Below are 13,046 nucleotides of genomic sequence, written 5' to 3'. Positions count from 1 at the left end.
GGCCGTACGCTACCGGCTTCCATGCGTTTCGCGATCTCAGGCGGGCGTGTTGCCGGCCCCGTTGGATACCCTCGCGATCAGCGATGGCACCCTCCTGGCTCCGGCCTGACGAGACGCGGAGGCCGTCGGCGGGCCGGGTGCTCGCCACGGCCTCGCTGCTGCCTGCCCTGGCGGTGGCGGGCTGGCTGCTGGCCGGGCTGCCGCTGCTGATGGCGGGGGTGTTCCGGCCGGTGTTCACGGTGGTGCTGGCGCTGCCGGTCATCGCGCTGCTGTGCTGGGCGGGGCTGCGGCGCCTGCCCGAGGCGGTGGAGGCCACCGGGCGGCAGACGGCCGGGGTGCTGGCGATCGCGGTGGGCTCCGGGGTCTTCAACGCGATCTTCCACAGCGAACAGCTCATCGTCCGCCGCGACCCGGCCACCTACGCGCAGTACACCACCTGGATCGCCGAGCACGGCTCGCTGCCCATCCCGTACCAGGAGCAGGCCTTCGGCGGCCCCGACCCGGCGCTCATCTTCGACAGCGTCGGCCTCTACGACTTCGGCGGGGCGGTGGTGCCGCAGTTCATGCCCGGCCCGCCCATGCTCTTCTCGGCGGCCGACTGGCTCGGCGGAATGCTGCTCGGGCCCCCGGTGCTGGGGGCGCTGGCGGTGCTCACGGTCGGCGGGGTGGCGGCCCGGCTGGCGGGCGGACGGTGGGCGCCGGTCGCGGCGCTGGCGTTCGCGGTGAGCATGCCGATCCTCTACACCTCGCGGACCACGTTCAGCGAGATCCCGTCACTGATCCTCCTGTTCGGCGGCCTCGCCCTGGCCCACGACGCCCTGACCCGCATCTGGACCCCCGTGATCGCCCGGCCCCACGGTGTCGCCCGGTCCCGCGAGGACACCCGGTCGCGCGGGGTTGGCCGGTCGCCCACGGCCGGCCGATCGCGCGGCTTCGGGGCGAGCGGCACAACGGGGCGCACCACGGCGACACACGTGCTCCCGCCCAGGCGGGACGACCCGGCCGTTCCCGGCAGCGTGGACGGAGAGACCGGCAGGACGGGTGAAGAAGCCGCTTCCGTGTCCAGGACCGGCGCGGAGGGCGCCGAGAGCGCAGCGCACGAGCCCGTGACGGCAGTGGCGGGCGGGGAAGGCGCCGAGGCCGCCGGAGTCGGAGCCGTGGGCGGTGGTGGTAGCGCGGGCGGCGGTGGTAGCGCGGCGGCTGGTGAGAGCGCAGGCGGTGGTGGCACTGCGGCGAGTGGCGGTGCGGCGGGTGAGGGGCGGGCTGGGGGTTGGGTAGGCGGGCCGGAGAATGGGGTTCGGTGGGTTGCCGGGCTGGCGGGGCTGGTGTTCGGGCTGGCCACGCTGGTGCGGATCGACGGGTTGCGGGACGTGCTGCCGGTGCTGGCGTTCGCGGGTCTGCTGGTCGCCATGAGCCGGTTCCGGCGGCCGGTCGGCGTGCTGGGGCTGCCGCTGCTGGGCGGGCTGGCGGTCGGGGTCGGGCTGGGGTTTCTGGCGGCCTCCACGTTCGCGCGGCCGTATCTGGCCTATCTGTCCCGTTCGGTGGTGCCGCTGCTGCTGATCTGCGGCGTCGTCCTGGCTCTGACGCTTGTGGGTACGGCCGCCGCCCCCCGCCTGGCCCGGATCCGGCTGCCCCGGCGGCTGCCCGAGATCGGCGCGGCGCTGGTGGCGCTGGTGATGGTCGGCTTCGCGGCGCGGCCGTGGGTCCAGACGGTGCACCGGCAGCCGGTGAGCGGGGACGACGTGCGGACGGCGCGGTTCATCGAGGAGACGCAGAAGGCCAACGGCCTGCCGGTCGACGGGACGCGGCTGTACTTCGACGAGTCGCTGTACTGGGTGATCTGGTACGTGGGCGTCCCGGTCGTGGTGCTGGCCACGGTGGCGGCCGCCGTTCTGGTGCGCAGGCTGCTGCGCGACGCCGCCGCGTTCGAGTGGCTGCTGCCGCTGGCCGTCATCGGCTGGACCACCGTGACCACGCTGCTGCGTCCCGAGATCACGCCGGACCAGCCGTGGGCCGCGCGCCGCCTGGTCCCGGTGGTGATACCGGGGTTGGTCGTGCTGGCGGTGTGGGGGCTCGACTGGGTCCGCGACAAGACCCGCAGGCTGGGGTACGGCTCGCGGGTCCAGGCCTGGACGGCGGGCGTCGGGACGGTCCTCATCCTGGTCCCGCCGGTCATCACGTCCATCGGCACCGCGTTCACCCCGATCGAGCGGGGCGAGCGGGCGGCCGTCGAGGCGATGTGCCGGGCGATCCCGCGCGACGCCTCCGTCCTGATCATCGAGCGGGTGACGGCCGACCGCTTCACCCAGGTGGTGCGGGGCATGTGCGGCCTCCCGTCCGCCGAGGTGCGCCGGGAGCCGGGTTCGGACACGGCCAGGAAGGAGGACGTCGACCGCCTGATCGCCGGGGTGGAACGGGCGGGCCGTACCCCTGTGATCCTCGCGGCGAGCGCGGACCAGGTGCGGTTCTACAGTCCGTTCGAGCAGGTCATGGCCCTGGCCACCCGCCAGGACGAACGCTCGCTGACCGAACCGCCCAACGGCACCTGGAGCCTGCGGATCAACGTCTGGATGTCCCACCCCAAAAACCCCATTTGACCTAGATCGTGGGTGATCGCGATTATGTGTCGCCATGAGGCGTACGTGGGTGGTCGCGGCGTTAACGACGGCGCTGGCGACCAGTGGAATGGGCTCGGCTGCGGCCGACACTCCAGCGGACAGCACGCTGGGCGAGACCTCGCTGAACGAGGCTCAGGAGAACAGGGACGCCGAGCCGGGCGCCGGCGACGTGAGCGTCGAGCCCGGGAGCGGCGCGGACGGGGTGGTCGCGGTCGCGGTCTCGCCGCTTCCGACCCCCAAGGCCGCCTGGCCGACGACGGGCCGCCTGACGGTCTACCTGTGCTCCAAGGCCAGCCTTCAGAAGAAGTGCGACGGCCGCGGTCCGGGTGACGAGCAGAAGCGGAAGATCGAGCGGCTGCTGAAGCGGCTGTCCGGGCTGTCCGGCGTGCGGTACGTCTCCGAGGACGAGGCCTACCGCAACGCCCGCGAGGACGGCCTGCGGGTGCGCAAGGGCGCGATCCCGGCTTCCTTCCGGGCGGAGGTCAAGGTCCCGAACGTGAACCTGGGCCCCAAGCTGGAGAAGCTGCCCGGGATCACCACGGCCAGGGTCTGGCGGACGGACTTCTGGGCCGGGAGGGCGCAGGCGAAGGTCGAGCTCTGCGGTCCGGCCAACTGCCCGGGGCGTGGCGCGATCACCGACCATGAGCGGGACGCGGTCTTCGAGGCGCTGCGCACCCTGCAGGGTGTGAAGAAGGTCTACCTGGAGTCGCGCCGGCACGCGGTCGACAACTGGCGTCGCGTCACCCACGAGAACAGGACGCCCGCCGTGGGCGAGTACTTCCATCTCGTGCTGACGGACTCGTCGGTGTTCGAGCAGATTCGGCCTGCTCTGCGGGGTCTTCCGGGGGTGGATCAGGTTTCCCGGCATCGCTGATGTGGACGCCGCGTTCCGCTGGGCAGAGTAACCTCGACCGACGTGAGCACGCCTGAGACCCCCCAGAGTGGACCCGCCGTGGAAGAAGCGCCGTACGTCACGATCGTCCTGCCCTGCTACAACGAGCAGGATCATGTCATCGACGAGGTCGAGCGAATCACCGAGGCGATGGACTCCAGCGGCTACACCTACGAGCTCGTGGCCGTCGACGACTGCTCGACGGACGCGACGCTGGCGAAGCTTCAGGAGGCCGCCCCGCGATTCCCGAACATGCGGATCCGGGCGTTCCACCGCAACGGGGGATCGGGCACCGTACGCAGGATCGGCACCCAGGAGGCGCGCGGCGAGATCGTCGTGTGGACCGACGCCGACATGACCTACCCGAACGAGCGCATCCCCGACCTGGTCCAGATCCTGGAGAAGGACCTGACGATCGACCAGGTCGTGGGCGCGCGCACGTCGGAGGAGGGCTCGCACAAGCTGCTGCGGGTGCCGGCCAAGTGGGTGATCAGGAAGGTCGCCGAGAAGCTCGCCGGTCAGAAGATCCCGGATCTCAACTCCGGCCTGCGGGCCTTCCGCAAGTCGGTGGCGCGGCCGTACCTGCGGCTGCTGCCTCCCGGGTTCTCGTGTGTCACGACGATCACGCTGTCGTTCCTGTCGAACCAGCACGACGTCTACTACCTGCCGATCGGCTACGCCAAGCGGGCGGGCAAGTCGAAGTTCAGCTTCGTCTCCGACGCCTACCGCTACATCCTGCAGGTCCTGCGGATGATCATGTATTTCAACCCGCTGAAGGTCCTGATGCCGCCGGCGTTGTGGCTGGTGGGCATCGGGTTCGTCAAGGGTGTGTGGGACATGGTCCAGCATCCCTTCTACTTCCCGGCCAACACCGTGATGATCTTCCTGTCGGGCATGCTGATCGGCGCCGTCGCGCTGCTGGCCGACCTGATCGTGCGGAGCAGGGGAGAGTAGGTGCGGATCGCGATCGTCGGCCCGACGTACCCGTACAAGGGCGGCGGGGCGCAGCACACCACCGAACTGGCGCACCGGCTGAGCGCGCTGGGGCATGACGTGGTGATCGAGTCGTGGAAGGCCCAGTATCCGGGCTTTCTCTACCCCGGCCAGCAGACGATCTCGGCTCCTGAGGGCCGGCCGTACCCGAAGACGCTGCGCAGGCTCGACTGGCGGCGGCCGGACGGGTGGGTGGCGTGCGGGCGGCGGTTGCGCGGCGCCGACCTGGTGGTCTTCGCGGTGCTCAGTCCCGTGCAGGTGCCTGCTTATCTGGGGATTTTGTACGGCATGGCGGGCAGGACCACAGCGGTAGCGCTGTGCCACAACGTGTTGCCGCACGAGCGCAAGCCGTATGACAGGCCGCTGATGAAGGCGCTGCTCAAGCGGGTCGACAGGGTGCTCACCCACTCGGAGCAGCAGGCGGCGCTGGCCGCGGAGCTCACGGCCAAGCCGGTCCGGGTGGCCGCGATGGCGCCCCACCTTCCCTCGAAAAATGCCGAAAAATCGGGGCAAGTCCACAACAACCTGCTCTTCTTTGGGATCGTCCGGCCGTACAAGGGGCTGGATCTGCTGCTCAGGGCGCTGCCGGACGGGGTCGGGCTGACCGTCGCCGGCGAGTTCTGGGGCGGGCTGGAGGAGACCGAACGGCTCGTCGCGGAGCTGGGCATCGGCGACCGGGTGGAACTGCGGCCCGGGTACGTGGCCGCCGACGACGTGCCGGAGCTCTTCGCCCGCGCCGACGCCCTGGTCCTGCCCTACCGCAACGCCACCGCCAGCCAGAACGTGTGGCTCGGCCACGAGCACGGCGTCCCGGTGATCGCCACCCGGGTGGGCGCGCTCGCCGACCACATCACCGACGGCGTGGACGGCCTGCTGGTCGAGCCGGAGGACGTCGAAGGGCTCAGGAAGGCGATCGAGCGGCTCTACGCCGACCCGGTCGGGTTGCGCTCCGGCGTCAAGTCGGTGGACCCGGAGCCGTTCTGGTCGGCGTACGCGGCTGCCTTGCTGGAATCCTGACGGCCCAGCAGGAAGGCGACTCCGGCCGCGGTGGCGTCGGCCAGCGTGAAGGCCACGCGCGACAGCAGCGCCACCGCGAAGGCCGCGCCCGTGCCGATCAGCGGGGTGAACACCAGCACCAGCACGCCCTCGCGCACCCCCACCCCGGCCGGCACCACGAACGTCAGCAGCCCGGTCGCCCAGGCGAAGGCGTAGGCGCCGGTCGCCAGCACGTAGAGGTCCCACCGGCCGGCCAGCAGCATGGTGTGCACGCCGTAGATCAGCCAGCCGAGCGCCGTCCACGCCACGGCCACCAACACGGTACGGCCCGGCAGCACGCTCTCCAGCGGCTCCTTGCGCGCCAAACGCAACGCCAGGTTGAGCCCCCAGGTCAGCACCTTGGGATGCAGGCAGACGACGATGACCGGGACGATCAGCAGCAGGTACCAGGCCTTGCGCAGCGCCTCGTGCGTGGCCAGCGTGGCCGCGGCGATCGTCAGCGCCACCCCGAGGTTGATCACCAGCGCGAGCGAGATGCACGCGAACGTACGCCGCGGCGGGCTGCCGTGGTCGCGCCCGAGATCCATCATGGCCGCGTAGGCCCAGACCGAGCCCGGGATGTACTTGCCCAGCTGGCCCACGAACATGATCCGCCCGCTGACCCGCAACGACAGCGGCGAGCCCAGCCCGGCCAGCACCTCCCGCCAGGCCACCAGCATGCAGAACTGCCCGGCAAGGACCGCGGCGAACGCCCCCGCCAGCGCCCAGGGCGACAGGCCGGACAGCGCGGCCGTGGTCTCACCCCAGTTCTTGGCCAGGCCGTACCCGAGAAATCCGAGCGCGACCAGCGCGAGCAGGACACGCAGCAGGCGGCGGAGCATTCGCCAAATCTACGCGCGGTTGGCGATGATTAGCCAGACGACGAGGCCGACGAGCGCGGCGGCCGCCAGCGCGGTAAGGGTGATTTTGACCCAGCTGTAGGGGCGCTGACCCTGAACCTCCCCGGTGACGCCGTTGATGAGCACCTGATAGGTCTTGCCGCCGAACAGGTAGCAGCCGATCCACACGGGCAGCAGCAGGAGCTTGAACCTGACATCGGTGTACGTCGTGTCGACCGTGCTCACGCGCTGCTCGTCGCCGCCGATGTCCCGGCGGCAGTCCTGCTCGATGACCTCGGCCATTTCCCGCTTGGCGGTCTCGATGCCCTGCTCCGGCTCGACCTCGTAGCGCAGGGTGTGGTGGCCGGAGATGTAGGCGGGCTCGAAGGGGAGGGCCTGGCCGGTGGGCCACGGCTCCAGCTCGGCCAGCTGTTCGGGGGTGACCCGGTGGGTGGCGGGCACGAGCACGTCGTCGAAGTGGCGCGAGACCGTGCCGGAGGCCGGCCACCAGCGGGTCTTGCGCACCCGGCGGGTCTTGGTCTGGCCGTTCTCCGTGTAGGTCTGGGTGACGTAGTAGTGCTCGCCGCGCGAGCCGGTGTAGTCGGACGTGGTGCCGGAGTCGAAGGTCCAGTGCGGGACGTACGTGGACTTCATCGACTCCGCCTCGCTGACCTTCTTGAGGCGGTTCGGGGCGAACCAGCGGGACTTCACCCAGCCGCGCAGGGCCGCGCGCGAGCCGTTCTTGTCCAGCGCGAACGGGACCACGGCCTCGGGGGCGATCTGGCCGCCCGCCGAGGTGTCCGCGACCAGCGCGGCGCCGCAGAACTGGCAGCTCTTCGACAGCGCGTCGCTCTCCGTGCGAGCGCCGCACCCGGGACAGGCGCTCTGGTGTACGGCTACCGCCGCCACCCGCGGCTTGGCCAGGAAGGCGGCGTAGTCGTGCTCGCGCACGGCCCGTTCCGGGGCGGCGATGCGCTGCTCGAAGCCGCAGTACGGGCAGCGCTGCACGCTGGTGCCGGGGGCGTAGGCGACGCTCGCGCCACAGCCCGAGCACGGATGGGTGGTCTGTGCGGGGGAGGACAAATCCGGAGCCTTTCTGCGGTTCAGGCGGGCGGCAGCGGTGGGGGCGTCTGGGCGAGCAGCCCGGCGAGTTCGGGGACGTCCCGGGCGGGCGACCACTGCGCCATCCCGGCCTTCCACACCAGCGTCTCCGGGGTGAGGCCGGAGAGCGCTTCCTGGTCGTAGGGGCCTTTGCGCTCGCCGCCGACGCCGACGTACCACTGCGCGGACGGCAGGGGCGGCGGTGCGGCGGGTGGCGGTGCGGTGGGTGGCGCGAAGGCCGAGGCGGCGGCCTGCTGGCCCGCCATCATGCCGACTCCGAGTCCCATGGCGCCGTTGGGGTTGTCCGCGGCGGCCTCCACCGCGTTGGCCGCCTGGAACTGGGCGTAACGTCCCAGGTCGCCGACGATGCCCATCTGGGTGCGCTTGTCCAGCGCCTGCTCGACCTCGGGCGGCAGCGAGATGTTCTCGATGCTGAAGTTCGGGATCGAGATGCCCACCCCGGCCAGGTCGGCGCTGAGCGCCTCGGCCAGGCGGCGGCCCATCTCGTGCTGTTTGGCGGCCAGGTCGAGCACGGGCATCCCCGCCGTGGCCAGCGCGGGCGCGAGCCGGCTGACGATCATCTGGCGGAGGTAGCCCTCGACCTCCTCGGTCCTGAACTGCTGGTCGGTCCCGGCCAGCTCGGTCAGCAGCTTCCTGGCGTCGATGACGCGGGCGGAGTAGGCGCCGAAGGCGCGCAGCCGGATGGGGCCGAACTCGGCGTCCCTGATCATGACGGGGTTCTGGGTGCCCCACTTGAAGTCGGCGAAAAGGCGGGTGCCGACGAAGTACACCTCGGCCTTGAAGGGGGAGTGGAAGCCGTGCTTCCAGCCTTTGAGCGTGGACAGGATCGGCAGGTTCTGGGTTTCGAGGGTGTACGTGCCGGGCGGGAAGGCGTCGGCGATCTGGCCCTCGTTGACGAAGACCGCGACCTGCGACTCGCGCACGACCAGGCGCGCGCCCATCTTGATCTCGTTCTCGTAGCGGGGGAAACGCCAGACGATGGTGTCGCGGCTGTCGTCGAGCCATTCGACGATGTCGACGAACTCGCCCCGGATCTTGTCGAACACGCCCACATTTCCCCCAACGGTCGGAAATAACTGGCGGGCACGCTACCAAAGGGCGTTTGACAACTGGTTAACGCGCGAGCCCGGTACCCTTGGGCAGCATGGCCGGGAGTGAGCCCGGCGCACGGAGCGGAGTGAACGAGCGCCCGCGCGACGGTGGAGGAACGGCTAGCGACCCATGAGCAGGCAACAGCAGCTCGAATACTCCGAGTTCCAGGCGGCGATGCTCGACGAGGGCAAGCGCCGCCGCAAGGCCGCGAAGATCATCGCGGTGCTGGAGCACTTCCACGGGCCGCTGGCGGGCCTCACCGTGGGCGACGTGGGCTGTTCCGCCGGATTCATCGCCGACGAACTGGCCGACGCGGGCGCCAAGCACACGCTGGGCATCGACATCGACGTGCCCGGCCTGCGCAAGGCCGCCGACCGCTTCGGCGAGCGGGTGGCGTTCGTCTGCGGTGACGGCACGGCGCTGCCGTTCCCCGACCGCTCGGTGGACGTGCTGGTCTTCAACCACATCTACGAGCATGTGGTCGACCCCGACGCGGTCGTCGCCGAGATGCACCGGGTCCTGGCCGACGACGGCGTCCTCTACCTCGGCCTCGGCAACCGGCTCGGCATCATGGAACCGCACTACAAACTGCCGTTCCTGTCCTACCTGCCGCCGTCGCTCGCCGACCGCTACGTGCGCGCCTTCGGCCGCGCCGACCACTACTACGAGCGCTTCCGCACCCGGCGCGGGCTCAAGCGCATGCTGCGCGCCTTCCACGTCTGGGACTACACCTTTCCCGTGCTGGCCACGCCGACCCGCTTCGCCGGTGGGGAACTGTTCCCCGGCGTGCTGGGCAAGGTGGTGCGGGCCGTACTGGCGAAAACCCCCCGTGAGGTGCTCAAGCTGCTCCTCCCGGTCGTGCCGACCTACCTGTGGGTGGCCACCAAGACGCCGCGCCGCCCGCGCGGCGCCGCGCTCCCGCAGCCGCCGGAAAGAGTGCTTTGAGTACGGCGGAGCCGCGCACGGCACGCCGCTCCGTGGTGAAGAAGGTGGTCAGGTTCGGCTTCCTGGCCATCGCCCTGGGCTTCGGCACCTGGGCGGTCGCCTCCCAATGGGACGCCGTGGCCGCCGGGTTCGCGAAGCTGTCGTGGCCCATGGTGGCCGCCTCGCTGGTCGCGGTCGTCGCGGCGCTGCTGGGCGCGATGCTCACGTGGCGCACGCTCCTCGCCGACCTGGGATCGCCGCTGCCGTTCAGGTCCGCGGCCAAGGTCTTCTTCGTGGGCCAGCTCGGCAAGTACATCCCCGGCGCCGTCTGGCCGGTGATCGCGCAGATGGAGATGGGGCGCGACCTCGGTGTACCCCGGTCGCGCAGCGCGGCGGCGTTCTTCCTGATGATGCCGATCCAGCTGGCCACCGGCCTGCTCGTCACGCTCGGCACCCTCGGCTGGGACCGCTATGGCTGGCTGCTGCTGGCCCTCCCGGTGATCCTCGTGCTGCTGGAGCCCAAGGTCGTCAACGCGGTGATCGGGTTCGGGCTGCGCAAGCTCAAGCGCGAACCGCTCGAACGCCCGCTCACCCGGCGCGGCATGCTGACCGCGCTCGGCTGGGCGCTGGCCGGGTGGGCCGCTTACGGCGTGCACCTATACTTCGTCGCGCCGCAGACCGGGCTGGTCTTCGCGATCGGCGCGTTCGCGCTGTCGTGGTGCCTGGGCATCCTGACGTTCGTCGTGCCCGCGGGGGCGGGGGTGCGCGAGGTGGCCATGGTGGCGGTGCTGTCACCGGTCATGGACCGGGGCTCGGCGATCGCCGTAGCCCTTGTGTCGCGGATTGTCATCATTGTTGGTGACCTGATCTGCGCGGGTATCGCCGGATTCGTTGCGCGTCGCGACCGTGTGTGATTTGGACCACGCTTTTGGGGACGCTGGTCTTAGGCTGAACGAGAGAGGGGGACAACCGGTCCCACGTTGATCTTGAGGGGAGAAGATCTTCGTATGCCTCGTGTGCTTGTCGACGCCGCCGCGGTCCCCGCTGACCGCGGTGCGTTGATCCGATATGTAGACGGCCTCATCGGCGCCCTTCACCGGGCCGGGGCCGACCTCGCGGTGGTCTGCCAGCGTTCCGACGCGGAACGTTACGGCAGGCTGGCGCCCTCCGCGCGGATCCTGCCGGGACCCGTCGCCATCACCAACCGGGCCACCAGGCTCGCCTGGGAGCAGACCGGGGTACCTCTGCTCGCCCGGCAGGCCGGCGCCGACGTGATCCACGCGCCCTACTACTCCATCCCGCTGCGCTCCGGCCTGCCGACGGTGGTGACCGTCCACGACGTCACCTGGTTCACCGAACCCGACCAGCACGACACGGTCAAAGCGTCCTTCTTCCGCTCGGCCACCCGCACCGCCGTGCGACACGCCCGGCGGGTCATCGTGCCCTCCAAGGCCACCCGCGACGAACTCGTCCGCGTCCTGGCCGCCGACCCCACCCGCATCGACGTCGCCTACCACGGTGTCGACCAGGAGATCTTCCACCCGCCGACCGAAGAGGAGACCCGGCGCGCGGCCGAGCGGTGCGGACTGCACGACCAGCGCTACGTCGCCTTCCTCGGCGCGCTGGAACCGCGTAAGAACGTTCCCAACCTGATCCGCGGCTTCGCCATGGCCGTCAAGAGCCTGCCCGACCCGCCCGCGCTGGTGATCGGCGGCGGCGTGCACGAGGACGACGTCGACGCCGCCTGCCGCGAGGTCGAGGCCACGGTCAGGGTCATCCGCCCCGGCTATCTGCGCAGCCCCGACCTGCGCGGGTTCCTCGGCGGCGCGCTGGTGGTGGCCTTCCCGTCGAAGGGCGAGGGCTTCGGGCTCCCGGTGCTGGAAGCCATGGCCTGCGGTACTCCCGTGCTGACCACCCACAGCACCTCGCTGCCCGAAGTGGGCGGGGACGCGGTGGCGTACAGCGAGCCGGACGCCGACAGCATCGCCACGGCGCTCGGCCAGCTCCTGGCCTCCTCCGAACGACGGGCGCAGCTCCGTCGGGCCGGACTGGCGCGGGCCCGCGAGTTCACCTGGGACGCCTCGGCCGAGGCACATCTCAGCTCCTATCAACGGGCGGTCGAATAGTTGGATAACCTCGCGGAGTGATGGAGAGCTCTTTGCCAGGCCTCGAGGCGATCCTCCTGGTCGGGGGCCAGGGCACGCGCCTGCGCCCGCTGACACTGGGCACGCCCAAGCCGCTGCTGCCGACCGCCGGTGTGCCGTTCCTGGCGCACCAGCTCGCGCGCGCCCGCTCGTTCGGGGTGCGCCGCATCGTGTTCGCCACCTCCTACAAGGCGTCGATGTTCGAGCCGGTCTTCGGCGACGGCGCCGACTTCGGGCTCAAGCTGGAGTACATGACCGAGGAGACGCCCCTCGGCACCGGCGGCGCCATCCGCAACGCCGCGCAAGCCCTGACCGTCGCCTCCGACGCGCCCGTCCTCGTGCTCAACGGCGACATCCTGTCCGGTCACGACATCGGTGACCAGATACGCCGCCACGTGGACCGGCAGGCCGCCGTCACCCTCCATCTCACCGAGGTCGACGACCCGACCCGGTTCGGCTGCGTGCCCACCGACTCCTCGGGCCGGGTCACCGCCTTCCTGGAGAAGACCCCCAACCCGGTCACCAACCGCATCAACGCGGGCTGCTACGTGTTCACCCGGTCGGTGATCGACTCGATTCCCGCCGGGGAGGTCGTGTCCGTCGAACGGCAGACCTTCCCCGGGCTCATCGAGTCCGGCGAACTCGTGCTCGGATACGCCGACCGCACCTACTGGCTGGACGTCGGCACACCGGCGGCGCTCGTCCAGGGCTCGCGCGACCTCGTCCTCGGCAAGCTGGCCTCACCCGCGCTACCCGGCCCGACCGGCGAGCACCTGGCGTTGCCCGGCGCCCTCCTGTCGCCCGAGGCCAAGGCGGTGGGCGGCACCGTCGTGGGCGCCGGGGCCCGGGTCGAGGCGGGGGCCACGGTGACGGGCAGCATCCTGCTGGACGACTGCGTGGTCGGCGCCGGTGCCACGGTGACCGACTCGGTGGTGGGCGCGGGAGCCCGGATCGCCGCGGGCGCGGTGGTACGCGACGCGCTGATCGGCGACCGTGCGGTGGTGGGGGCGGGCAACGAACTGCAGGCCGGCATCCGGGTGTGGCCCGACATCCAACTCCCGGACTGCGCCGTCCGCTACTCCAGCGACGTCTAACCCAGGACACGCGGCGCTTCGCCGGCGGAAACGCCCGGAGCGCCCCGCGGGGAAGCGGTGGCCGGGACACGCGCCCCGGCGGGCGGACACGCGGCGCTTCGCCATGTGGACAAGCACCCGTGGCACCTGCAAGCCGGGACTCTGCCGGGAAGTCCCCGGGTCTGGGCTGTCTGTGCGCGTGGGGTGCCCATGCTTGGGGGTGGCCCCGCTTCGGGCTTCGTGGGTGGGGCGGGGACTTGGCGTGGGGGTCCTGGTCCTGGTCCTGGGGCCGGGTCCGGAGGTGCGGGTCCTGA

General features: G+C 71.0%; 11 protein-coding genes. 8 read left to right on the top strand and 3 right to left on the bottom strand.

The features are described 5' to 3' along the window. The first annotated feature begins 83 nt into the window (after positions 1–83). From ACIBI5_RS30285 to ACIBI5_RS30270, 4 genes are read left to right on the top strand one after another with little or no spacing between them, the layout of a single operon-like run. Positions 84–2,597 (top strand): hypothetical protein, encoded by a 2,514-nt coding sequence (locus ACIBI5_RS30285; RefSeq protein ID WP_397252129.1) that lies wholly within the window; start codon positions 84–86, stop codon positions 2,595–2,597. A 34-nt stretch (positions 2,598–2,631) separates the two neighbouring features. After that, positions 2,632–3,492, top strand: a complete 861-nt coding sequence (locus ACIBI5_RS30280; RefSeq protein WP_397252128.1) for a hypothetical protein — start codon at positions 2,632–2,634, stop codon at positions 3,490–3,492. Positions 3,493–3,534: 42 nt separating this feature from the next. Beyond that, complete coding sequence (locus tag ACIBI5_RS30275) at positions 3,535–4,464, top strand: glycosyltransferase family 2 protein (protein ID WP_379609897.1); 930 nt, start codon at positions 3,535–3,537, stop codon at positions 4,462–4,464. Continuing rightward, positions 4,465–5,520, top strand: a complete 1,056-nt coding sequence (locus ACIBI5_RS30270) for a glycosyltransferase family 4 protein (protein ID WP_397252127.1) — start codon at positions 4,465–4,467, stop codon at positions 5,518–5,520. On the opposite strand, the gene ACIBI5_RS30265 is transcribed toward ACIBI5_RS30270, so the two are convergent. The 3 genes from ACIBI5_RS30265 to ACIBI5_RS30255 are packed head-to-tail and all read right to left on the bottom strand — an operon-like array spanning position 5,427 to position 8,545. Beyond that, positions 5,427–6,380: a lysylphosphatidylglycerol synthase domain-containing protein gene (locus tag ACIBI5_RS30265; protein WP_397252126.1), complete on the bottom strand. Its 954-nt coding sequence runs from the start codon at positions 6,378–6,380 to the stop codon at positions 5,427–5,429. The two genes, ACIBI5_RS30270 and ACIBI5_RS30265, sit on opposite strands and share 94 nt — an antisense overlap. A 9-nt stretch (positions 6,381–6,389) precedes the next feature. Then, entirely contained in the window at positions 6,390–7,460 is a 1,071-nt protein-coding gene (locus ACIBI5_RS30260) for a hypothetical protein (RefSeq protein ID WP_397252125.1), read from the bottom strand. A 20-nt stretch (positions 7,461–7,480) separates the two neighbouring features. After that, complete coding sequence (locus tag ACIBI5_RS30255; protein WP_397252124.1) at positions 7,481–8,545, bottom strand: SPFH domain-containing protein; 1,065 nt, start codon at positions 8,543–8,545, stop codon at positions 7,481–7,483. 175 nt (positions 8,546–8,720) lie between these two features. On the opposite strand from ACIBI5_RS30255, the gene ACIBI5_RS30250 reads away from it, so the two are divergent. The 4 genes from ACIBI5_RS30250 to ACIBI5_RS30235 all read left to right on the top strand — a co-directional run bounded on the left by ACIBI5_RS30250 (position 8,721) and on the right by ACIBI5_RS30235 (position 12,753). Next, entirely contained in the window at positions 8,721–9,536 is an 816-nt protein-coding gene (locus ACIBI5_RS30250) for a class I SAM-dependent methyltransferase (protein ID WP_184957762.1), read from the top strand. Next, on the top strand, positions 9,533–10,429 hold the full coding sequence (locus ACIBI5_RS30245) for a YbhN family protein (protein ID WP_397252123.1): 897 nt from the start codon (positions 9,533–9,535) through the stop codon (positions 10,427–10,429). Before ACIBI5_RS30250 ends, ACIBI5_RS30245 begins: the two co-directional genes overlap by 4 nt. 93 nt (positions 10,430–10,522) lie before the next feature. Beyond that, positions 10,523–11,641 carry a glycosyltransferase family 4 protein gene (locus tag ACIBI5_RS30240; protein ID WP_397252122.1) on the top strand — a complete coding sequence of 373 codons (1,119 nt, stop codon included), beginning with the start codon at positions 10,523–10,525 and terminating at the stop codon, positions 11,639–11,641. Between the two features lie 20 nt (positions 11,642–11,661). Then, on the top strand, positions 11,662–12,753 hold the full coding sequence (locus tag ACIBI5_RS30235) for a sugar phosphate nucleotidyltransferase (RefSeq protein ID WP_397252121.1): 1,092 nt from the start codon (positions 11,662–11,664) through the stop codon (positions 12,751–12,753). Positions 12,754–13,046 lie beyond the last annotated feature (293 nt).

The organism is Nonomuraea sp. NPDC050540 (assembly GCF_044457485.1).
GTDB lineage: Bacteria > Actinomycetota > Actinomycetes > Streptosporangiales > Streptosporangiaceae > Nonomuraea.
The sequence above is the reverse complement of the archived record's forward strand: the minus strand, read 5'-3'. Positions and strand labels throughout refer to the sequence as shown.

What these genes read in the sequence shown, in the direction of transcription:
- ACIBI5_RS30235 (WP_397252121.1), top strand. Translation starts at nt 11,662, where the DNA reads ATGGAGAGCTCTTTGCCAGGCCTCGAGGCGATCCTCCTGGTCGGGGGC.
- ACIBI5_RS30280 (WP_397252128.1), top strand. Translation starts at nt 2,632, where the DNA reads ATGAGGCGTACGTGGGTGGTCGCGGCGTTAACGACGGCGCTGGCGACC.
- ACIBI5_RS30250 (WP_184957762.1), top strand. Translation starts at nt 8,721, where the DNA reads ATGAGCAGGCAACAGCAGCTCGAATACTCCGAGTTCCAGGCGGCGATG.
- ACIBI5_RS30285 (WP_397252129.1), top strand. Translation starts at nt 84, where the DNA reads ATGGCACCCTCCTGGCTCCGGCCTGACGAGACGCGGAGGCCGTCGGCG.
- ACIBI5_RS30240 (WP_397252122.1), top strand. Translation starts at nt 10,523, where the DNA reads ATGCCTCGTGTGCTTGTCGACGCCGCCGCGGTCCCCGCTGACCGCGGT.
- ACIBI5_RS30265 (WP_397252126.1), bottom strand. Translation starts at nt 6,380, where the DNA reads ATGCTCCGCCGCCTGCTGCGTGTCCTGCTCGCGCTGGTCGCGCTCGGA.